Below are 21,955 nucleotides of genomic sequence, written 5' to 3'. Positions count from 1 at the left end.
GGCCGCCCCCCACCACGCCCCCGCCCATACACCGCCAACAACGCCTGCGCCTCGATCGGATCACCCAACCGCGTCCCCGTCCCATGCGCCTCCACGACGTCGATGTCAGAAGGAGCCAGGCGTGCGTCGGCCAAGGCCGCCCGAATCACCCGCTGCTGCGAAGGACCGTTCGGCGCCGTCAGACCATTCGACGCACCGTCCTGATTCACCGCAGAACCCCGCACCACCGCCAACACCCGACGCCCATTACGCCGGGCCACCGACAACCGCTCCAACACCAGCACGCCCACGCCCTCACCGAAACCCATGCCGTCGGCCGAAGCGGCGAACGCCTTGCAGCGGCCGTCGAGGGCGAGCCCCCGCTGCCGGGAGAACGCGACCGGAAGCTGCGGTGTCGACATGACGGTGACGGCGCCGGCCAAGGCGAGGTCGCACTCCCCCGCCCGCAGGGCCCGGGCCGCCAGGTGGATGGCGACCAGGGACGACGAGCACGCCGTGTTCACGGTGATCGCGGGGCCCTCCAGGCCCAGCGCGTAGGAGACGCGCCCGGACATCACGCTTGCGGAGGCGCCGGTGGCCAGGTAGCTCTGGGACCGGTCGTCGGCACGCAGCAACAGGGTGTTGTAGTCCTGCCAGTTGGAGCCGACGAAGACGCCGGCGTGGCTGCCGTGCAGGGACTTCGGGTCGATCCGGGACCGCTCGATCGCCTCCCACGAACACTCCAGCAGCAACCGCTGCTGCGGATCCATCGCCAACGCCTCACGCGGCGAGATACCGAAGAAGCCCGCATCGAACTCCCCCGCCCCCTCCAGGAAACCGCCCTCACGGACATACGACCTCCCGGGAGCATCCGGGTCGGGATCGTACAACCGCTCCACGTCCCAGCCCCGGTCCTGCGGGAACTCCGAGACGGCATCCACGCCCTCCTCCAACAGCGCCCAGAACTCCTCCGGACTCCCCACCCCACCAGGCAGACGACAGCTCATCCCCACGATCGCGATCGGCTCGCGCTCGCTCTCTTCCAACTCACGCACCCGCTGCTGAGTGTCGTCGAGTTCAGCGCTGACACGCTTGAGGAGGTGGCGCAGCTTGTCTTCGTGTGCCATGGGAGGCCGCCTTCGGGAACTGTGGGGACAGCGAACTCGCCCGCAGGTGAGCGGGGCTCGGGGGGCGTACGGCATGCAGGGGTGCGTACAGGGCCCGGGAGGATGCGGAAACGGTTCGGCGTATGCGGGAGGTCGCGGTTCAGGAGAGGCCGAACCGCTCCTCGATGAGGGCGAACATCTCGTCGTCGGTGGCCGTGGCGAACCTGTCGGTCGCGGAGTCGTCGCCGGTGTCGACGTGTCTCATCCGTCTGTTCTTGTCCATCAGGGACTTCAACCGCTCATCGATCCGCCGGTCGGTCTCTGGCCGGGCTGTGGTTGCGGGCACGGCCCGCAGCCGGTCCAGTGCCTCGTCGGCCTCTTCCAGCGCGGTCAGCAGGGCAGCCTCTGGGTCGGTCGGCTCACGGCCGTCGCCCGTCGTACCCGTTGCGGCCGCCGTGTCCGCCGCTTCGAACAGGGTCGTCGCCAGGTGGCGGGCCAGGGCGGCCGGGGTGGGATGGTCGTAGGCGATCGTGGCCGGCAGGTGCAGGCCGGTGGTGTCGCGGAGGCGGTTGCGGAGCTGGACGGCGCTCAGTGAGCCGAGGCCCATCTCCTTGAAGGCCATGTCGAGGGGGACGGCGTCGACGGGGTCCGCTTCGAGCACCGCGGCGACCGTGCGGCACACGAGGTCCACAAGGGCTTCTGTCCGCTGCTCGTCGGGCAGTGCCCTGACGCGGTCGGTCCACGTTTCGCCGGTGTCGGGGCCGTGATCCTCGAAGGCTGGCAGGGCGACCGGGCGGGGCGTGGTGCCGGCGAAGGCCGGCCCGAAGTCGACGTCGATGCCGTGGACGTATGCCTCCGCCACCGAGGTGAGCACCCGGCGGGTGCCGCCCTGGCCGCGGCGCAGGGTGCCGATCACGGCCACGTCGCGGATGCCGAGTTCGGCCGCGGTGTCCTCGATGGAGGTGCCGAGCAGCGGGTGCGGGCTGACCTCGACGAACGAGTGGTACCCGGCGGCGAGCAGGGCCTGCACGGTCTGGTGGAAGCGCACCTGGCTGCGGGTGTTGAGGTACCAGTAGTCGGTATCCAGCGTCGTGGTGTCGCGTTCGGCGCCGTCGACGGTGGAGTAGAAGGGCACGGCGGAGGTCCTGGGTGAGACGGGGCGCAGGACCTCCAGCAGGTGGTCGCGGAGGATCTCGACCTGGGAGCAGTGGCCGACGGTGTCCACGCCGGGGATGCGTTTGGCATGGACGCCCTGGTCGGTGAGGTCAGCGACAATGTGGTCCAGGGCGTCGGGCGGGCCGGTCAGCGCCACCGAGCGCGGGCCGTTGATCGCGGCTAGTTCCACGGAGTCGGGCCAGGCCGCCATGCGGCGGACGATGTCCTGTCCGGAGGTGCCGACGGAGATCACCGTGCCCTTGCCGACCAGGCGCAGCCAGGCCCGGCTCCGGTGGGCGAGCAGGCGGGCGGCGGCGCGTACGTCCAAGGCTCCGGCGACCTGCGCTGCGGCGATCTCGCCGTAGCAGTGGCCGACGACGGCGGCCGGTTCCACTCCGTGGGAGCGCCAGACCTCGGCCAGCGAGACCATCGTCGCCCACAGGGCCGGCTGGAGGACATCGACACGGTGCAGGGGCGGCGCGCCCGGTGCCTCGCGCAGGACGTCGAGGAGCGACCAGTCGACGAACTCGGCCAGCGCGTCCGCGCAGGCGTGCACACTTTCGCGGAAGGCCTTGCTGGTGTCGAGGAGTTCGGCGGCCATGCCGGGCCATTGGGACCCCTGACCGGGGAAGACGAAGACGGGTCGTGGCGATCCGGTGGCGGTGCCGTGGACCAGGTGGGGTGCGTCTGTGCCCAGGGCGAGTGCCCGCAGCCCGTCGGTCAGGGTGGCCCGGTCCGCGCCGATGACGGCGGCGCGCCGGGGGCCGGGGCGGGTGGTGAGCAGGGAGTGGGCCACGTCGGCGGGTGCGGCAGGTGCCGTGTCGAGGTGGACGACCAGACTCGCGGCCCTGGCCTGAAGGGCGCGGGTGTGGGGGGCCGAGACCACCCAGGGAAGGTGGGGCCCGGGGGCGGTGTGCTGCGGCGGGTCGAGGAGGACGTGGGCGGTGGTGCCGTCGCTGCCGTGGTCGGCGACGACGGTGGGGCGGGGCGGCCTGCCGTCGTGCAGGGCGGCGAGCAGGGCCGGGAAGCCCTCGTCCTGCGGGTGAGTGATGTCGTCGGGTAACAGGCCGGTGGCGTGCAGGGTTTCGCGGATCAGCCGACCGCGGTGGTCAGGCGTGGAGGCGTAGGCCGCCGCGGTGGCGCGGATGACCGCCTGTGGCGCGGCTCCCGCCGCAGTCGCCGCCGACTGAGCAGCCAGGATCAACGCGCACGATCCGCCAGCGAGTTCGGCGCCGACGATGGCGTAGGAGCTGTCGCCTGCGCGCAGGGCCTGGGCGGCGAGGTGGAGGGCGAGCAACGCGGGTGCCTCGCGGGTGTCGGCGGAGATCGCGGGCCCGGTCAGGCCCAGGGCGTGGGCGATCCGACCGGCGGCTCCCCCGCCTGCCGCGGTGACCACCGCGGTACGGCTGCGACGCAGGACCGCCGGGTCGACGCCCGCCTGTCCGACGGCGGTCCGGACGGCTTCCACCATGTGGGCGCGGCGCCCCGAGCCAATGAGAACGATCGAATCGAACTTCCGGTCGGATACCTCTGCAACACACACGGGATAAGGCCGTTCCGTCATCGTATCGCCCGACAGTGATAGGCAGCTAAATGCATCCCCTGTAAGCCTCCCCCTCGGATTACCGAAACCTTCTGGACCGCTATTCCAATAGCTTGCGGAATCAACCTCTCCATCACCCTGCCAGCCCAGAACATCACCCGTCAACCAGGCTTCATGTGACCGCGATCACGGCTCATTTTGCTATAAAACTGGACATTTAGCTGAGCCACATTGTGCGCCGATCTGCTTGCCGACATGCTGTCGACCCAAACGTAAAAAGCTGCAAAATCTCAGATTGACCATTATCAACTCCCTGTTCTCATTGTTTTCCAGGCGGGGTTGCCGACCTTGGAGCAACCCTGGACGATGGTTTTCCGCCTACCTCGGCGAGACGGCCGACGCTGCTCTGATCTTGCACGGTTCAATGGCGGACGAGGGCCGTCGGCGAAGAGCTCCCGGACATGCCGGCGGCGCCGACAGGATTTCCCGTGGTGGCCGGATGACGGCCGACGTCCACGACCGACCAGCGGTGACAACCGACGCCCAGGGCTGGTGCGCGGTGCGAGGGGGACTTCGATGACAAGGGCAGGGCCACTTCAGGGCACCGCCGTGCTCACGGCGGGCCACGGCACGTCGGCCGCGCTGCTGGGCAGACTTCTTGCGGATCTCGGGGCCCGCGTCGTGCCGCTGGGCCAACCACCCGCCCACGCGGATCCGTTCGAGCAGTGGCTGCGTTCCGCCGCGCAGCCGGCGGTCGGATGGCGCCGGGCACCACGCCTGCTGGACAAGGCCGATGTGCTGGTCTGCGACGCGCAGGGCGATGACCGGCTCGCGGCCCTGGGGCTGAGTTCTCGGCAACTCCTCGAGCAGTACCCGGAACTGGTCACGGTGCGGCTGAGCGAATTCGGGCTCACTGGTCCGCTGCGCGACACCCCGGCCACCGAGGCGACCCTGCAGGCACTGGCCGGACTGGTCGCGGCGGCCGGCGCGGAAGGGGATCCCCCGTTCACCTCCGTGGTGGGCCTGGCCTCTCGAACAGCCGCCCTGTCCGGCCTGATCGCCGTCGTGGCCGGGCTCGTCGGCCGCGAGCGCGGGGGTGGCGGGGACTACCTGGACATCGCCGAGTTCGACGGTCTGCTCACCCTGACGGGCACCCTGCTGCCGAGCGTCGCGCTCGCCGGCCGCCCACCGCGGCGCACGGGCAACCGGCACGGCATGGCGGCGCCCTGGAACAGTTACCCGTGCCTGGACGCCCCCGTCGTCATCTGCACGATGGGCGAGCCGATGTGGCACAGGCTGGTGGCCACGACGGGCCGGCGGGACCTCGCCAACGACCCGCGCTTCACCGACACCGCCACCCGCGTCCGCAACGCCGACGAACTCGACAAGGTCCTCGGCGAGTGGACCGCGGTGCGAGAGGCGGCCGACGTGGTGGCCCGACTGCGGGCCGCGGGCGTTCCCTGCGCGCGGATCGCGGCACCCGACGAGGTGCGCCGCGGGGCCGCCGCCCGGCGGCGCGGCCTGGTCACCGGACCGTCCGGCGCACCGGGCAGCCCTCTGCGCTCACTGGTACCGACCGTCGCCGGCGACCCGCTGCCCCGGCAGGGTCTTCTGTGGAAGCGGATTCCGCGCGGCAGTCTGCCGCTGCAGGGCGTCCGCCTGCTGGAGATCGGCTCGTACACGGCCGGGCCACACGCGGGCAGGCTGCTGGCCCAGCTCGGCGCCGACGTCCTCAAGGTGGAGCCGCCGCACGGCGAGGGATCCCGACGGCTCGCCCAACGGGTGGGCAAAGTCGGCTACCTCTACTACGTCAACAACGCCGGCAAGCGCTCCTGCCGGCTCGACCTCGCCGACGCCGGGGACCGGGCCAGGTTCGACCAGTTGCTCGCCGGGTGCGACATCGTCCTCACCAGTCTCGCCGCCGACACACTCGCCGCGCAGGACCTCGCCCCCGAACGAATCCTGTCCCGGCACGGCGTCGTGCACTGTGCGGTGACCGGCCATGGCCTGGCCGTCGACGACCGCAGCGTCGACACCGTGATCCAGGCCGAGTCGGGCATCATGCACCTCGTCGGCGGCCACGGCACCGGGCTGCGCACACCGGTGTCCAGCGCCGACGTCCTCGGCGCCTACCTGGCCGCCGCTGCCGCCGTCGTGTCCACGTACGTCCGCCTGCGCACCGGACGCGGATGTGCCGCCGATGTCGCGCTGTTCGACAGCGCCGTGTGGGCGACCCAGGACCGCTGGTACGACGACACACCCGTACCGGCCCCGCAGCTCCTCGAGGCATCGGACGGCACCGTCCTCATCGACACGGAGGAGCCACTGCCGCAGCCCGACGGCCCCGTCACCGCCGTACTCGACGCGGCTGCGGCGGCCGGCGTGCCCGCCGCCCCGCTGCACGACCTGACCCGCACGGTACGGCACCCGCAGGTCCACGCCCGGCGGATGGTCGTCACCCACGACTGCGCGGACACCACCGTGCTCGTCACGGGCAACCACCTGCGTTCGCTGCTCCGCGAGACCCCACCGCTCAGCTGCGCACCGATCGACCAGAACGACCCCGACTGGCTTCCGTCCGCCCCTATCCAAGGACAGCGATGAAGGTCTTCCACGCGCTCGCCGACGCGCTGGCCGCCCACGGCGTCGACACCGTCTTCGGCCTGATGGGCAATGCCAACCTGCTCTACCTGCCCGCGTTCGCCGAGGCGGGCGGACGGTTCGTGGCGGTTGCCCACGAGGCGGGCGCCGTCGCCATGGCCGACGGCCACGCCCGGATGTCCGGCGGCATCGGCGTGGCGTCCGTGACGCACGGACCGGCGTTCACCAACGCCCTGACCCCGCTGGTGGAGGCGGTCCGCAGTCGCAGTCGGGTCCTGCTGGTCACGGGCGATCCGCCACCGGTGCCCACGCACTTCCACCACTTCGACATCGCCACGGCCACGGCCGCAGCAGGAGCGGGCTACGAACGCGTCCACGAACCCGCGTCGCTCGTCGCGGACCTCAACCGGGCCATGCAGCGCATCGCGGCCGAGCGGCGGCCCGTCGTGCTCAACATACCGATCGCCCTCATGCAGGCCGAGGCCGGCGAACAGGCGCCGATCGCGCTGCCGGTGCCGCCAGGCCCCCTGGCGGCACCGGAGGCCGAGGCGCTGGACGGCGCGCTGGGCCTGATCGGCTCGGCCGAACGGCCACTGGTCCTCGCCGGGTACGGCGCGGCCGTCGCCGGCGCGCGGGACGCCCTGGTCGAACTGGCGGACCGTACTGGCGCGGCGCTGGCCACCACCGTGCTCGGCAAGGAACTGTTCGCCGGTCACCCCCGTGACATCGGCATCTTCGGCTCACTCGCGCACAACGTGGCGGGCGCGGTCATCGCCGAGTCGGACTGCGTGATCGCGTTCGGGGCCAGCCTCAACATGTGGACCGCACTGGGCGGCGACCTGCTACACGGCAAGAAGGTCGTGCACGTGGACAACGATCCCGCGCGGTTCGGCTCCTACACGCCCGTGGACGAGCCCGTCGTCGGGGACGCCCGCCGGACAGCCGAGGCCATGAACGCGCTGCTGGAACAGGCCGGCGTCACCGCGGCCAACGACGCTTGGGCGCGACGCGTCACCAAGACACTGGCCGGGCACTCACCGCAGGACGACATCGACGACCGCAGCGGCCCGGACACCGTCGACATCCGGACGGCCATGATCCGTCTGGACCGGGTGCTGCCCGCCGAGCGCACCGTCGTCAGCGACATCGGCCGCTTCGACGTGGGTGTCTGGCCGTACCTGCGGGTCGCGGACCCGATGCACTTCACCGTCATGGGCGGCTTCGGCTCGATCGGACTCGGCCTGGCCGGGGCGATCGGCGCGGCGGCGGCCGACACCGGCCGACCCGTGATCGCCACCGTCGGGGACGGCGGCTTCATGATGCACCTGTCGGAATTCACGACGGCGGTGCGGCACCGGCTGCCGCTTGTCGTGGTCGTCCTCAACGATGGGGCGTACGGCGCCGAGCACTACAAGCTGCGCGACCACGGCTACGACCCGGCGTACTCGGCGTTCGCGTGGCCCGACCTCGCCGGGCTGGCCACAGCGATGGGCGCTCGTGCCCTGACTGTCCGCAAGGCCGATGAACTCGACGCCGTGGGCGAGCTGTTGCCGGTGCTCGACGGCCCACTGCTCGTCGACGTCCGGTTGGACCCCGACGTCAACCTCGTCCGGTACTGAGGAGGCCGGCCATGCCCACCACCAGCATGCTGACCGCCACCGACGGCGTCGAGCTAGCGCTGCACTGCTGGACCACGCCCGGCGCGAACTCGGCCGTCTTCTACATCCACGGCATCCAGAGCCACGCCGGCTGGCTGTACGAGACCGGACCCGAACTCAACGCCCGCGGCATCGACGTCTACGCCCTGGACCGTAGGGGCTCCGGCCGGAGCGGGGGACCCCGCGGCCACCTGCCGTCGGCCGACCTCGTCCTCGACGACTACGCGCGTGCGCTCGCGGCCGTGGCGGCGCAGGTCGGCGGCCCCGGACCGGCCGTCCTGGGCCAGAGCCTGGGCGGCAGCGTGCTGGCCGCGCTGTGGTGCAGCCGCGAACTGCCTGTCCGCAGGCTGATCCTGTGCGCGCCGGCGCTGGGCCAGCAGCGGGCGCGCCACGCACCGGCCGTGCTCGCCGAACGCCGCGCCCGCGCCGGGACCGCGCCGCAGCCCGTGGGGCTCGCCGACGGCGACTACACCGTCCTGCCGCGCTACCGGGCGTTCCTGGCCTCGGACCCGCTGATGCTGCGGGAGGTCACCTCGGCGACGCAGGCGACGCTCGTGCATCTGGAGGACCTCTACGTCACCGGGGCGCCGCGTACCCCGCTCCCGGTCGACCTGGCCGTCCCCGCGCACGACCCGATCATCGACCTCCGGGCCGCGCGGACAACGTTACGGCGGCTGACGTCCGCCGTGCATGAGGAGGTCTTTGCCACGGACCGGCACTACCTGGAGTTCACCCCGGCCCGGACGGCGTACTGGGACTGGCTGGCCGCGCGGCTGAAGGAGGACGGATGATCCGCCGCGTACGGTTGCACAGCGCCGTTGTGCCCATGGCCGTGGCCTTCGACCACGCCACGCGCTCCCGCCGCAGTGCGGAGTCCCTCCTGGTGGAGGTGGAGCTGGCCGGCGTCCGCGGGTGGGGGGAGGGGGCGCCCCGTGGCTATGTCACCGGCGAGACGCTGGACGGCGCGGCACGAGCGGTGCAGGCGTGCGACCCCGCGGCCCTGGCCGAGCGGATCGACTGGCGGAGCTTCGACAGCGCCGTCGTCTCGATCGCACAGTTGCCGCTGCCAGAGCTCGTCGACGGTCCGTCGGCGGGGGCGGCCGTGGAGATCGCCCTGCTGGACGCGGTGTGCAGGTGCTTCGCCCGGCCACTGGCCGACGTGCTACGGGTCCTGGACCCGCCCGCCCCGGTGCGGCGGGAAGGGCCGACGTCCGTCAGCCTGGTGATTCACCTGTCCCGGGACGTCGCGTCCGCCCTGGACGCGCTGTCGCCGCAGGCGGTGGCGGCGTTGCGGCACGTGAAGATCAAGGTGGCGGACCCGGCCGACGCGGTGAAGCGGCTGACCCGGGCCAGGGACCGTCTTCCCGCGGACACCCGCATATCCCTCGACGTCAACGGCACCTGGTCGACCGCGGAGGCCGAGCGGATCGCGGACGAACTGACCGGCGTGGCCTGGGTCGAGGAGCCTCTCCCGCCACGGTCCTGGTCAGAGCTGGCCCGGTTGCAGCGGGCCACCGGCCTGCCCGTCATGCTCGATGAGTCCTGCACCGGTCCGGCCGACCTGGACACCGCCGCCGCGAGTGGTGCCGCCAGCCACATCAACGTACGGCTGTCGAAGTGCGGCGGGTTCCTGGCCGCGGCCCGCCTGGCACTGCGCGCGGATGCGCTCGGCCTCGGCTGCCAGCTCGGGGTGCACGTCGCCGAGGTGGGGCCGCTGTGGGCGGCCGGGCGGGCCCTGGCCACCACGTGGGGTCTGTGGCAGACGGTCGAGGCGGGACGGGCCGACGAGTGGTTCCCCGCGCCCTTGACCCGGCCGGCGTTCGCCGTCGACCGGTCGCTGCACCGGGTCGGGCCCCTGGCCGGTCCGGGCACCGGGATCGAACCGACGGGGGAACTGCTGCGACACACCCGGTGCCTGGCCACCTGGGAATCCGACGGCGGCTGGCGGAGGACTACATGACGGCACGACACGACGTGGCCCTGGTGACTGGAGCGGGCGGCGGCATCTGCGCGGAGGTCGCCCGCCGCCTGGCCGCCCGCGGCTTGGGGATCGTCCTGGTCGACAAGGACGCCGAGGCGGTGCAGCGCGTCGCCGGCGAACTCGGTGACGCGCTGGCCTGCGACCCGCTGGTCGTCGACGTCACCGACCCGTACGCTCTCGAGTCCGCCGTCGCCTCGCTCGCCCCTCACCGGCGGCCGGGCGTCCTGGTCAACGGCGTCGGCGGTGACACCCGGGCCTGCCCCGTGACCGAACTGACCGAGGCCGACGTCCAGTCGGCCGTCGCGCACAACCTGACGAGCGTGTTCACCATGACCCGGCTGTGCGCGCCGGCGATGGTCGAGGCGGGCTGGGGCCGCATCGTCAACCTGGCGTCCGTGGCAGGCCGCACCTACAGCCTCTTCAGCAATGCCGCCTACGTCGCCGCCAAGGCCGGCGTCATCGGGTTCACCAAGCAGTGCGCCTACGAGCTGGCCCCGCACGGCGTCACGGTCAACGCGATCGCTCACGGCGTCATCAGCACCGAACGCATCCGCCGTGCCTGGGAGAACAAGTCCCCCCAGTGGACCGCCGACCGGGTCAGCCACATCCCCGCCGGCCGCTTCGGCACCGTCGCCGAGGCCGCTGGCATGGTCTGCCAGCTGTGCGGCGACGACGCCGGATACACCACCGGCACGGTCATCGACGTCAACGGCGGGCTGCACATCTGACGGACAGGAAGGGAGAGTCGAAACACCGATGAGTCTGGAACTCACCGACCGCGTGGTGATGGTCACCGGAGCGGGCAGCGGCATCGGCCGGGCCACGGCCCGGCTCCTGGTGGGGCACGGCGCACGCGTCATCCTGGTGGGCCGAACCGTCCCGGCGCTGGCGAAGACCGCCGCCGGGCTGCCCCCGTCGCACTGCTTGGTGGCATCCTGCGACGTCGGCGACGACAAGCAGGTGGAGGCGTGCGTGACCGAGGCGGTCGCCCGGTTCGGGCGGCTGGACGGCGCGTTCAACAACGCCGGCACCTTCGGGGAATTCGGTCCGCTGCACGAGGACACCGCCGACAACTTCGACCACGTGGTCGCCACCAATCTGCGCGGGGTCTGGTCGTGTATGCGCGGTCAGACCAGGGCGATGCTGGCGGCCGGTGGCGGCGCGATCGTGAACTGCGCCTCGGTGGCCGGCCACATCGGCCACGCCCAGAGCCCGCTCTACTCGGCCACCAAGCACGCCGTCATCGGCTTGAGCAAATCGGCGGCCCTGCAGTACGCAGACGACGGCATCCGCGTCAACGTGGTCAGCCCCGGCTCGACCGACACCCCCATGCTGCGCGGCCTGTACAGCGACCCCGACGCCCTGGAGCAGCGGGCGCGCCGGGCCCCGCTGGGCCGGCTGGGCACCTGCGAGGAGGTGGCCAACGCGGCCGCCTGGCTGCTCAGTCCGCTCGCCGCCTACGTCACCGGGCAGACGCTCTTGGTCGACGGCGGTGTCACGGCCGGCTCGGCCGTCGCCCGCACCCACCGCGCAACGGAAGGACGGCACCACTCATGACCGGTACGGACACCCGCAATGACGTGTGGATCAGGCAGTACCGCGCCGCGCATCCAACGGCACCGCAGCTGGTCTGTCTGCCGCACGCCGGCGGTTCTGCGACGTTCTACCACCCCGTGGCCACCGCGCTGGCACCCCAGTGCGAAGTGCTCGCGGTCCAATACCCCGGACGGCAGGACCGCCGCTCGGAGAAACCCCTGGAGAGCATCGACGAGCTCGCGGACCAGCTGTTCACCGTCCTGCGGACACGCGTTCGGGACTCCTTCGCACTGTTCGGGCACAGTATGGGCGCCACAGTCGCCTTCGAACTGGCCCGTCGACTCGAGGGCGCGGGCACCTCCCCGATGGCACTCTTCGTCTCGGCCCGGCCCGCACCGTCCCGCCAGAGAGAAGGCAGTACCGTCCATCTTCTGCCGGACAATGAGCTGATGGCCGAGCTGAGGAGCCTCGACGGCACCGCAGAGCAGGTGTTCAACGACGAGGAGTTGATGCGTGCGGCCCTTCCCGCTGTCCGCGGTGACTACCGGGCCGCCGAGACCTACCGCTACCGGCCGGGCACGAAGCTGCGCTGCCCCCTCCATGCCTTCATCGGCGACAAGGACCCCATGGTCACCCCGGTCGAGGCCCAGGCGTGGTCCGAGCACACGAACGGCCCGTTCACACTCGACACCTTCGCCGGCGGTCACTTCTACCTGCTGGAACACCAAGCTTCGGTTCTCGACATCATCGCCGAGCATCTGCGCACGTCCTCACGCACCCCCGGCGTCAAGATACCGTCCGATGATCGAGCGATCCCACGGCAGCATCCCGAAAGTCCTGCCGACTGAGCGCTTCACTCGGCGAGCGAGTGCCTGAGCCGGCGTCTGGAGCGTGGGGTACCGATGGTTTGGTGAGCCCGGACATGAGTCACACCCGAATGGGCCGGACTGGACGCGAACACGGCGGTCGACGCCGGTGAGCGACGATCGAGCTGTCAGTGGCTGACTCTAGGGTCGGCCCTATGACAGCAGACCTGGTCCAGGATTCATGGAGCCGCATCGATGCGTGGCTGCGCGAGCACGCGCCTCGCACTTTCGCCACGCTCCGGCCGCCCGCGGGAGATGAGGAGATCGCGGCGGCACAGGAGGAACTGGGCATCACCTTTCCTCCGGACCTGGTTGCTTCACTGCTCCGGCACGACGGGGCACTGGACGGACCGGAGGCTTTCCGGTTCGGCACGCATGACCGGCTGCTCGGAGTGAGCGGGATCCTCGAGGACACCAAGTTCATGCGCAACGTCGCCGACGACCTTGACGAGGAGGAGGCCGAGGACTACTGGCATCACGGCTACGTGAAGTTCGGTTCCTATGGGGCAACGTCGGACGGTCTCATGATCGATTGCCGCACCGGGCGGGGCTCCTTCGGCGCGATCGGACGGTTCTTCGACGAGACCGGCACCAGTTTCGGGAAGGCCGACTCACTCGGTGGGTATCTGGCGGAGCTGGCCGGCCAGCTCGAGCGCGGCCGGGATGCCGGTGTCGTCACGTTCAACGGCCGGCTGTTCTGGGAGTGGGCCATGCCTGCCCACCCGGAGTGGGGCAGTGCCGACGACCCTCTTCCCGCACCGGATGAGCAGCTACCGGAGCTGGACCTCTCCTGCGGTCCCACCGACCTCCTCCACGCGAGCTGCCTGGACGGACTGGAGGAACTCGGTTCACTGCTCGCGGTCCTGCCGCGGAAGCGGGTGGCCGAGGCCGCCCGGAAACAGCTTCGCAGACTGGCGGTCGAAACGGGCCTGAACAAGTACCCGGAGGTCGAGTCAGTCCTGGACGCGCTGGACCGGGGTGAAGTCCCGTCGCGGCCGGACCAGACCGACCCGCTGGTCCTGCGACTACGCGCGGTGCTCGTGCAGGCGGATGCCCACCGGGACGACACTCGCAGGTGGGCCGCGGAGAAAATGGCACACGGGATCTGGGGCTCGCCTTACAGGTCCGTGTACGAGAGCGCGGGCATCCGCAGTCGCCTCACGGTCGACTGGCGTGCGGATCTGCATGCGGACCTGGGCAGGCCGTCACTGCCCCCGGTACCTGACGAACGATTCTGGGGAACCCTGCGCAACCCGGCCATCGACTCCAGCTGGTACGCGGCTCAGTACGCCCGAGATCAGGACTGACCCCAAGGGCTCCGGTTCCGCTGAAGCACTCAGTCACACCGTCGTTGACGACCGGTACGGAAGGTGTGCCCACTGAGTTCGAACCCGTGGGGTCGTCTTCGGCGATCAGGGGTTGATGGTCAGTCCGGTTTCGGCGAGGCAGCCGTCCATGAGGTGGCTGCGGTCACCGGTTGCGGCGGAGAGCGCGCTGGACGAGGTGTTCGGGGGTGCTGAAGGCGACGCTGGAGAGCCGGAGAGGGCGACGACGAGTCGTGGGCGGTGCACGCCGCGCCGCGGAGAACGTAAATGCGTCGACAGCGCCCCTCGGCACCGGCAAAGTGGCTGTCCGTGACGAGCAGTGAACTGTGGACCCGTGCGACCGCCGACCGCTACGACGCCGAGGAGGCCGAAGCGTCCTCGGCTGCCGTTCTCGGACCGACTCTCGCCTTCCTCGCCGAGCTCGCCGGAGACGGCCGGGCGCTGGAGTTCGCCATCGGAACCGGACGCGTGGGCGTCCCGCTTCGGGAACGCGGCGTGCCGGTCGTGGGCATCGAGCTGTCCGAACACATGGCAGCGGTGCTGCGGCGCAAGGTCGACGAGGACACGCTCCCGGTGGTCATCGGAGACATGGCCACCACCGTCGTTCCGGGCGGGTTCACCCTGGTCTACCTCGTCTACAACACCATCACGAACCTGCTCACGCAGGACGAGCAGGTCGAGTGCTTCCGCAACGCCGCACGTCATCTGGAGCCCGGCGGCCGATTCGTCATCGAGCTGGGTGTGCCGCCGCTGCGGTTCCTGCCGCCCGGCCAGGTGGCGGTGCCGTTCGATGTCTCCGAGCGGCATCTCGGCTTCGACACCTTCGACCTGGTCGAGCAGATCCTCGTCTCGCACCACTTCACCCGCGACGGCGACGGCTACCGCCGCGACAACTCCCGGCACCGGTACGCCTGGCCGGCAGAGCTCGACCTGATGGCACGGATCGCCGGGCTCGAGCTGGAACGTCGCGTCGCGGACTGGGACGGGGCTCCGTTCACCCAGGACTCCGCGAAGCACATCTCCGTGTGGCGCAAGCCCACCTGAGGTCGGCCACCGGGGGTCGATGCAGGCCGTGCCTGTCTTGAAACTCCCGTCGGGAGGTCAGGCGTCGCCAGCGGATCGGTGCGCATCCGAGGGCGGGGAGGCTTCGTGGACGTCGTCGCGTGTCTCCCAGCGGATCCGCAGGCGGCGGAACCGGTGCGGGTGGGCGGATGTTCGCTCCCCGATCCAGCGGCGGGGGCCGGGTCCGGAGCCATGCTCGGTGCCCCGACGGGCGATCAGCGGCTTCACGCCGAGATCCCGGGCGAGGCGGCGGTACTCGTCATGGTCGTAGCCGCGGTCGTCCGGCACCACGTCCGGGCGGTGCCGGAGCCGGCCTCGCCTGCCCCGCACCGGCGGCACCGCCTGAAGCAGCGGGATCAGCCGGATGACGTCGCTGCGGTCGCCGCCGGTCAAGGTGGCGGCGAGCGGGACACCGGTGGCGTCGGTGATCAGGTGGTGCTTGCCGCCCGTCCTGCGGCCCGCGCACGCCTCAGCCGCTCTCACGTGCGCTTCTCGCCCGGTGTCCGGCGCCCCGGCCCACTGGGTGGGACCGGACCCGACGGCCTTCCGCCAGGTGCCACCGGCGTCCCGCTACCGATGCTCCGGGTTCTCGTAGTCGTGGCGGCAGCCCGCGTCCCAGGCGGTGCGCTGGTTGCCGTATGCGGGGATCCCGCCCAGGTCCTTCAGGGCGCGGGCAAGGTGCAGCAGATTCCAGGTCATGAAGGTGGTGTTGCGGTTGGTGAAGTCGTTCTCCGGGCCGCCCGACCCCGGATCGAGGTACGACGGGCCGGGGCCGGCCTCGCCGATCCATCCGGCGTCGGCCTGGGGCGGGATGGTGTAGCCGAGGTGCTGAAGGCTGTAGAGGACGTTCATGGCACAGTGCTTGACGCCGTCCTCGTTGCCGGTGATCAGACAGCCGCCGACGCGGCCGTAGTAGGCGTACTGCCCGGCCTCGTTGAGGAGGCTGGAGCAGGCGTAGAGGCGCTCGATCACCTGCTTTGTCACGGAGCTGTTGTCACCCAGCCAGATCGGGCCGGCCAGCACCAGGATGTCCGCTGCCATGACCTGTCGGTACAGCTCCGGCCAGGCGTCCGTCTCCCAGCCGTGCTCACGCATGTCCGGCCACACACCGGTGGCGATGTCGTGGTCCACCGCCCGTACGACGTCGACGTGCACGCCCTGCGCGTCCATGATGGCGGTGCTGCGGTCGATCAGTCCCTGCGTGTTGCTCGTCTCCGGCGACCGTTTGAGGGTGCAGTTGATCACCAGGGCGCGCAGGTCGTCGTACCGGGCCGGCGGTGCGTCAGCAGCGGGCGATGAAGTGGTCACGCGGTCCTCCCAGAGCCTGCCGCCGCACAGTGCGACGGCATGTTCGCCTCTGGATCCAGCGTGTGAGCCGGCCGCCGTACGCGCCACCGCGACGCCTCCGAACGGCCCCGCGGTGCTTGCGGTCGAGCCCCCGGCGGGTCGGCGAGCACGGCGGCCGCCCCAACGCCCGCGTCTCCCTCACCGACGAGGAGACCGGCACCGTGTCGACGCGATGGCCGGACGCCGGGTGGTCCTCTGCCGTGCTGACCGCCATGGCTCACCGCCCGTACCCGGCCGCCGAGTGCGGTGTGGCAGCGGTGGTGGTAGGCGTGGAGGAAGTCCGCCAGAGCTTCGGAGCGTTCCTGGCTGCTGGTGCAGGGCCGCAGGTGGGCCCGGTCGTCGAGCAGGGTGCGGTGGAAGCGTTCGGCCTTGCCGTCGGTCTGTGGCCGGTGGGCGCGGGTGGGCTTGCCGGCCGTGCCGAGGCCGGCCGGAGCCTGCTGCCGGGCGAAGCTTTCGCGGCAGGGCCAGGCGTCGTCGGTCAGGACCCGTTCGACGCGGTCGATGCCGTGTGCGGTGGGGCGGTCCAGGAAGGGCAGACGGTCGAGGCCGTGGCGGACCAGGGTCCGGTGGGCGGCCGAGGCGGGCGGGTCCAGGATCGGGCCGATGCGGGACCGAGCTTTCGGTCCCGCCCGCACACCTCGCGGAGAGCGCCGGCTCGGTGCTGATCCCGCCGGCCGGGTGCCGGCCGTCGTGACCGTCCGCGGAGCCGAGCACCGTCGGGCGGACCGACGGCGGCCGTTCCTGCCGCGGGCGCGGGAGTGCCGGCTCAGTCGCGGCGGTGGCGGGCGTAATGGCGTTGTGCCTTGGCACGGTTGCCGCAGCCGGACATCGAGCACCAGCGGCGGGTGCCGTTCTTGGACACGTCGTAGAAGTGGAGCACGCACTGCGGGTTACCGCAGGCGCGGATGCGGTCCGGGCGGTCGGCCATCAGGCGCAGGAAGTCGGCCACCGCGGACCAGCCCGGCAGCCAGGCCGGATCGTCCACCTCGGGCACGGCGGCCGGGCCGTCGGGGCCCAGGACCTGCCGCAGCCGGCCGTGGGCGAGCACGTCGTTGACGGCCGTGACGGCGGCGGGCGTCGGGTGCGCCGGGTCGGCGACCGCCTCGTCGAGCGCGGCGCGGGCCTGACGCAGCCGCTCCTGCGTGTCCCGGCCGGCCGGGACGGAGGCGCCGCCGAGGGCGTCGCGGACCAGGGGCGTGTTCAGCCACAGCGCCGTTCCGTCCAGGGAGTCGAGGAGGTCGTGCCGGCCCGCGGCGTCGATCCAGCGCGTGTTGAGCAGGTCGACGGCGAGCGGTTCGCCGGTCAGCGGCCTCGGGTCGGGCTCAGCGGGTGACGGCACGGTGCGGGTCCCTTCGTCGCGGCGGCACCCCACCCACGATAACCGGTCATCCCATGGTCACCGGTTGACTCCCCTCAACCTAACCTCTAATCTCACTTTCAACGGTTACGAGATCGCCTCGTGGCCCCTGACGAAGGCAGTGGATCGACCATGAGCAAGGCGAAGAACCTGCAGACCGGTCACGTCGGACTGAACGTCACCGACCTCGACCGCTCGCTCGCCTTCTACCGCGAGGTCTTCGGCTTCGAGGTACTGGCCCAGGGCAAGGAGGACGGCCGCCGCTGGGCCTTCCTCGGCCGGGACGAGCGCCTGATCGTCACGCTGTGGCAGCAGAGCGAGGGCGCGTTCGCCACCGACCGGCCCGGGCTGCACCACCTCTCCTTCCAGGTCGACACCGTCGAGGAGGTCAGGGCCACCGAGGAGGTGCTGCGCCGGCTGGGCGCCGAGTTCGCCTACGACGGTGTCGTCCCGCACGGCGAGAACGCCACCTCCGGCGGCATCTTCTTCACCGACCCCGACGGCACCCGCCTGGAGATCTACGCGCCGACCGGTGCGGACCCCGCCGACGCCCCGACCGCGAACGCTCCGACCTGCGGCTTCTTCTAGACCGCGATGCTCGCCCCGGCGGCCTCCCGCCCGGCCGGGAGACCGGTGGGCGGGAGGCCGCCGGACGGGAGTACCGCCCCCCTGTCCCGACGTACGAGAGGGAATACGCCGTGGCCACTTACCACGCCGGTGAACTCGCGGTGCAGGAGCGAGCCGGCCTCGCCTCCCGGGCCGCTTCCGCGCTTCGCGCCGTCCGCACCGAAGTACCGCCCGTCGCCCGGGACTTCCTGGCCGAGCGGCCCCTGATCGTGGTGGGCGCCGCCGACCCGGCGGGCCGGCTCTGGGCCACCCACCTCACCGGGGAGCCGGGTTTCCTCCGCGTCCCCGACCCACGCAGCCTGGTCATCGACGCGCTGCCCGTGCCGGAGGACCCTCTCGCCGGTGTCCTCGGCGCGGCACGGTCCCTACGGGTGGGGATGATCGCCATCGAGCCGGCCACCCGGCGCAGAATGCGGATCAACGGCCGCGCCGACCGGGACGGCACCGGACTGCGCGTCGCCCTCGACCAGGTCGTCTCCAACTGCCCGAAGTACATCCAGCGACGCGACCACCGCCCGGCGGACGCGGACGGGCCGGTGCTCCGCTCCGCCACCACGGGGCGCGCGCTGGACGCCGCGCAGCGCGAGGCGGTACGGCGTGCCGACACGTTCTTCGTCGCCACCGCGTCCGACACGGGTGACGTCGACGCCTCGCACCGCGGCGGCAACCCGGGGTTCGTCCAGGTCCTCTCCCCCACCCTGCTGCGCTGGCCCGACTACGCGGGCAACGCGATGTTCCTGACGCTGGGCAACCTGCACGTCAACCCGGCGGCGGGCGTCCTCGTGCCGGACTGGGGGACGGGCACCGCCCTCCATCTGTCCGGGACGGCCCGGACCGTCTGGGACGCCGAGGAGATCGCGCGCACGCCGGGGGCGCAGCGGCTCGTGGAGTTCTCCGTCGAGGCGGTGCACGAGGTGTCCGGCGCGTCCCCGCTGCGCTGGGGCGAGCCCGGCTACTCCCGCTTCAACCCGCCGGTCCGCTGACCTCGCGCGGCGGGCGGCCGGCCGCTTTGAACCCCCCGATGCTCAACGGGGGTCCGCGGGCAGGGCAGCTGCGGGGCGTCCCAGTACCGGGCCACGAACCGCCCGTCGGCCAACTGGGGGGGACGCGTCGTTGGGCGCGCGGCGGTGGAAGACGAGCAGGCGGTCCCCGGCGAAGTGCTCCACGTCGCGGGAACGTCGAACCGGAAGAACAGGGGCGTCCGTTCGCCGCAGAAGCGCGCGGGCCATTCCCGGGCGTCGTCGAGGCAGGGCCGGCCGCCCACGGAGTTCCGCGCCGGCCCGTCCAGCGGTTCGGTTCCCACCTCGACGGCGTGGGCGGGCGACGCCCCACGCGTCCTCGTCCCACTGCGTCCGACCATCCGCTCACCCCGAGGACGCGGTCCCGGGCGGGGTCGGCGAGGGCGGCACCGGGCTACGGGGGCCGCCGACCGCCGGCCGCCGGGGGCACGACGGACCGGGCCGATCCGGTGTGACCTGTCCGACCGGGCCGACCGGGCCGACCGGGCCGACCGGGCCGAAAACGACTTGTCCGTCCCCGGGGCGGCCGGAAAGGATGACCGGGCAAGATCATAGATTGTGAGGCCCCATGCACGTCACCGTTCCCACCCTGGCAGGCACGATCCGCGGACAGTGGAAGGGCGAGGTGGCGGCGTTCCTGGGGATCCCCTACGCGGCCCCGCCGTTCGGCCCACGGCGCTTTGCGCCACCCGAGCCGCCGCAGCCGTGGGCCGGGGTGCGCGACGCGCTCGCTCCCGGGCCCGCCGCGCCGCAGCCCGGCTACCACCCGGCGATGGCCGCCCTGCTGGAAGAAGCCGCGAGCACCGGTGAGGACTGTCTGAACCTCAACGTGTGGACGCCGGCCCCGGGCCGCACCGGAGGCCGGCTTCCGGTCATGGTGTGGATCCACGGCGGCGCCTTCCGCAACGGCTCCGCCTCGCTGCCCTCCTACGACGGCACGCGGATCGCCGCGGACGGCGCCGTCTGCGTCACCCTCAACTACCGGCTCGGCGCGGAGGGTTTCCTGCTCCTCCCCGACGGCACCGCGAACCTCGGTCTGCTGGACCAGATCGCCGCGCTGAAATGGGTTCGCGACAACATCGCCCGGTTCGGCGGCGACCCGGACAACGTCACCGTCTTCGGCCAGTCCGCCGGGGCCATCGGCATCACCACGCTCATGGCCATGCCGCGGGCCCAAGGCCTGTTCCGGCGGGCGATCACGCAGAGCGGAGCCGGCCACCACAGCCACCCCGAGGACATCGCCCGCCGCATAACCGAGCGGCTGGCCGCCCTCGCCGGGACGGAGCCGACGCGCGAGGGCCTGGCCGCCGTACCGCCCGAGCGGCTCGTCGCCGCCAACGCCGCCCTGGGTCAGGAGATCGCCCGGGCCACCGATCCCGCCCAGTGGGGCGAGTCGGCGGGCGGCGGCACCACCGTGCTGCCCGTCGTGGACGGAACCACCCTGCCGCAGCGCCCGGTCGACGCGATCGCCGGCGGGGCCGGTCGCGACGTCGACCTGCTCACCGGCACCACCAGCGACGAGTTCCGGCTCTTCCTGGTCCCGTTGGGGATGGGACCGAGGATCACGGACGAGGTGCTGACCGGGTTCCTCGCCGGGTTCGGGCTCGCTCCCGAGCGGGCCCGCGCGGTCTACGCCGCGAAGCACCCCGGCGCGACCCCGGGCGACCTGCTGTCCGCGGCCATGAGCGACTACGCCTACCGCGTCCCCGCGCTCCGGGTGGCCGAGTCCCGCGCCGCGCACGGGGCGGACACCTACGTGTACGAGTTCGCCCGCCCCTCCCCCGCGCTCGACGGTGCCCTCGGCGCCTGCCACATGGCCGAGGTCGGGTACGTCTTCGGCAACCTGGACTCCCCGCTCCTCGGCCCCGGCGCCCCGCCGGAGCTGTCCGACCTGATGCGCCGGGCCTGGCTCTCCTTCGCCCGTACGGGAAAGCCCGCCGACGCGCCCGCGGACACGCCCGCGGGCGCCCTGCCGCACTGGCCCGCGTACGGCGGACGCCGTTCCGTCATGCGTCTGGGCGACGGAGCGCCCGTCGTGCTCGACGACCCCGCGCCGGACGAACGCCGGCTCTGGACCGGCCTGCGCGACGCCGCACCCGCGTCCGCCTGACCGGCCGACGCCCTCCCCGCCCCGTACGGTCCCCGAGCTGGAGCAGACCATGTCCGTCGCCACCCCGCCCGCGCGGCCCACCACGCACGACGACGTACCCGCGTGCGTGGAGGTGCTGACCCGCGCGTTCGCGGACTACCCGTTCACCCGGCACGTCGTCGCCGCCGACGACCACGAGCGGCGCGTCCGCCGTCTTCAGGAGCTGTTCCTGGCGCGCGTCGCGTTGCGCCACGGCCGTTCCTGGGTCACCGACGACCGTCTCGCGGTGGCCGCCTGGACGACTCCCGAGCAGGACCCCTCTGCGGCCTTCGCCGAGATCGGCTCCCTGCTCCCGGAGCTGGCGGGCGACCGCGCCGCGGCGTACGAGGCCGCCGAGGAGGCGCTCGCGCCCCACCGCCCCACGCAGCCGGTGTGGTTCCTCGCCACCGTCGGGGTGGCCCCGGAGGCCCAGGGGCGGGGCCGCGGCACGGCGGTGCTGCGGCCGGGTCTGGAGGCTGCCGAGGCGGCGGGTTTCCCGGCCTTCCTGGAGACCTCCGACGCGCGCAACGTGCGGTTCTACGAACGCCTCGGCTTCACCGTGACCGCCGAGGTCCCGCTCCCCGACGGCGGCCCGCTCACCTGGTGCATGACCCGGTCGCCGGGACGCTGAGCGGGCGGGTCTCCCTCGCTCCCCGGCGGGCGCG

General features: G+C 72.2%; 17 protein-coding genes and 2 pseudogenes. 13 read left to right on the top strand and 6 right to left on the bottom strand.

Annotated elements, in window-relative coordinates; genetic code table 11:
- Both ACZ4V6_RS30985 and ACZ4V6_RS30980 read right to left on the bottom strand, forming a co-directional pair.
- The coding region (locus ACZ4V6_RS30985) for a beta-ketoacyl synthase N-terminal-like domain-containing protein (RefSeq protein WP_467833836.1) at positions 1 to 1,088 on the bottom strand (1,088 nt) is incomplete at its 3' end.
- Between the two features lie 157 nt (positions 1,089 to 1,245).
- Entirely contained in the window at positions 1,246 to 3,711 is a 2,466-nt protein-coding gene (locus ACZ4V6_RS30980) for an acyltransferase domain-containing protein (protein WP_467833829.1), read from the bottom strand.
- A gap of 648 nt (positions 3,712 to 4,359) precedes the next feature.
- Here ACZ4V6_RS30980 and ACZ4V6_RS30975 point away from each other — a divergent pair.
- The 9 genes from ACZ4V6_RS30975 to ACZ4V6_RS30935 all read left to right on the top strand — a co-directional run bounded on the left by ACZ4V6_RS30975 (position 4,360) and on the right by ACZ4V6_RS30935 (position 14,794).
- Entirely contained in the window at positions 4,360 to 6,387 is a 2,028-nt protein-coding gene (locus ACZ4V6_RS30975) for a CoA transferase (protein WP_467833827.1), read from the top strand.
- Positions 6,384 to 8,003, top strand: a complete 1,620-nt coding sequence (locus tag ACZ4V6_RS30970) for a thiamine pyrophosphate-binding protein (RefSeq protein ID WP_467833825.1) — start codon at positions 6,384 to 6,386, stop codon at positions 8,001 to 8,003. The genes ACZ4V6_RS30975 and ACZ4V6_RS30970 overlap by 4 nt, the downstream gene beginning before the upstream one ends.
- 11 nt (positions 8,004 to 8,014) lie before the next feature.
- Positions 8,015 to 8,833 (top strand): alpha/beta hydrolase, encoded by an 819-nt coding sequence (locus tag ACZ4V6_RS30965; RefSeq protein ID WP_467833824.1) that lies wholly within the window; start codon positions 8,015 to 8,017, stop codon positions 8,831 to 8,833.
- A complete protein-coding gene (locus tag ACZ4V6_RS30960; protein WP_467833822.1) occupies positions 8,830 to 10,002 on the top strand; it encodes an enolase C-terminal domain-like protein in 1,173 nt (390 codons plus the stop codon). Before ACZ4V6_RS30965 ends, ACZ4V6_RS30960 begins: the two co-directional genes overlap by 4 nt.
- Positions 9,999 to 10,751: an SDR family NAD(P)-dependent oxidoreductase gene (locus ACZ4V6_RS30955; RefSeq protein WP_467833820.1), complete on the top strand. Its 753-nt coding sequence runs from the start codon at positions 9,999 to 10,001 to the stop codon at positions 10,749 to 10,751. Before ACZ4V6_RS30960 ends, ACZ4V6_RS30955 begins: the two co-directional genes overlap by 4 nt.
- 28 nt (positions 10,752 to 10,779) lie before the next feature.
- Complete coding sequence (locus ACZ4V6_RS30950; RefSeq protein ID WP_467833818.1) at positions 10,780 to 11,580, top strand: SDR family NAD(P)-dependent oxidoreductase; 801 nt, start codon at positions 10,780 to 10,782, stop codon at positions 11,578 to 11,580.
- Positions 11,577 to 12,407 (top strand): thioesterase II family protein, encoded by an 831-nt coding sequence (locus tag ACZ4V6_RS30945; protein WP_467833817.1) that lies wholly within the window; start codon positions 11,577 to 11,579, stop codon positions 12,405 to 12,407. The genes ACZ4V6_RS30950 and ACZ4V6_RS30945 overlap by 4 nt, the downstream gene beginning before the upstream one ends.
- Before the next feature lie 173 nt (positions 12,408 to 12,580).
- Complete coding sequence (locus tag ACZ4V6_RS30940; protein ID WP_467833815.1) at positions 12,581 to 13,732, top strand: SMI1/KNR4 family protein; 1,152 nt, start codon at positions 12,581 to 12,583, stop codon at positions 13,730 to 13,732.
- A 327-nt stretch (positions 13,733 to 14,059) separates the two neighbouring features.
- Positions 14,060 to 14,794, top strand: a complete 735-nt coding sequence (locus tag ACZ4V6_RS30935; RefSeq protein WP_467833813.1) for a class I SAM-dependent DNA methyltransferase — start codon at positions 14,060 to 14,062, stop codon at positions 14,792 to 14,794.
- Between the two features lie 52 nt (positions 14,795 to 14,846).
- On the opposite strand, the pseudogene ACZ4V6_RS30930 reads toward ACZ4V6_RS30935, so the two are convergent.
- From ACZ4V6_RS30930 to ACZ4V6_RS30915, 4 genes and pseudogenes are all read right to left on the bottom strand, one after another.
- A pseudogene (locus ACZ4V6_RS30930) lies at positions 14,847 to 15,265 on the bottom strand (transposase); the annotation flags it as partial.
- Positions 15,266 to 15,382: 117 nt separating this feature from the next.
- On the bottom strand, positions 15,383 to 16,120 hold the full coding sequence (locus tag ACZ4V6_RS30925; RefSeq protein WP_467833812.1) for a flavodoxin family protein: 738 nt from the start codon (positions 16,118 to 16,120) through the stop codon (positions 15,383 to 15,385).
- A gap of 269 nt (positions 16,121 to 16,389) precedes the next feature.
- A pseudogene (locus tag ACZ4V6_RS30920) lies at positions 16,390 to 16,668 on the bottom strand (integrase core domain-containing protein); the annotation flags it as partial.
- A gap of 257 nt (positions 16,669 to 16,925) precedes the next feature.
- On the bottom strand, positions 16,926 to 17,498 hold the full coding sequence (locus ACZ4V6_RS30915) for a CGNR zinc finger domain-containing protein (protein WP_467833810.1): 573 nt from the start codon (positions 17,496 to 17,498) through the stop codon (positions 16,926 to 16,928).
- 150 nt (positions 17,499 to 17,648) lie between these two features.
- Between ACZ4V6_RS30915 and ACZ4V6_RS30910 the strand changes: the two genes are divergently transcribed.
- The 4 genes from ACZ4V6_RS30910 to ACZ4V6_RS30895 all read left to right on the top strand — a co-directional run bounded on the left by ACZ4V6_RS30910 (position 17,649) and on the right by ACZ4V6_RS30895 (position 21,921).
- Positions 17,649 to 18,104, top strand: coding sequence for a VOC family protein (locus ACZ4V6_RS30910; RefSeq protein WP_467833809.1), 456 nt, complete (start codon positions 17,649 to 17,651; stop codon positions 18,102 to 18,104).
- Between the two features lie 110 nt (positions 18,105 to 18,214).
- Entirely contained in the window at positions 18,215 to 19,126 is a 912-nt protein-coding gene (locus ACZ4V6_RS30905) for a pyridoxamine 5'-phosphate oxidase family protein (protein ID WP_467833808.1), read from the top strand.
- Positions 19,127 to 19,730: 604 nt separating this feature from the next.
- The gene (locus ACZ4V6_RS30900; protein WP_467833806.1) at positions 19,731 to 21,272 is read left to right on the top strand and encodes a carboxylesterase/lipase family protein; all 1,542 of its coding nucleotides are present in this window, start codon (positions 19,731 to 19,733) and stop codon (positions 21,270 to 21,272) included.
- 49 nt (positions 21,273 to 21,321) lie between these two features.
- Positions 21,322 to 21,921 carry a GNAT family N-acetyltransferase gene (locus ACZ4V6_RS30895; protein ID WP_467833804.1) on the top strand — a complete coding sequence of 200 codons (600 nt, stop codon included), beginning with the start codon at positions 21,322 to 21,324 and terminating at the stop codon, positions 21,919 to 21,921.
- Positions 21,922 to 21,955 lie beyond the last annotated feature (34 nt).

The sequence above is a fragment of the Streptomyces sp. NPDC029152 genome, from assembly GCF_055564355.1.
This window is presented reverse-complemented; position numbering and strand designations above follow the sequence as displayed.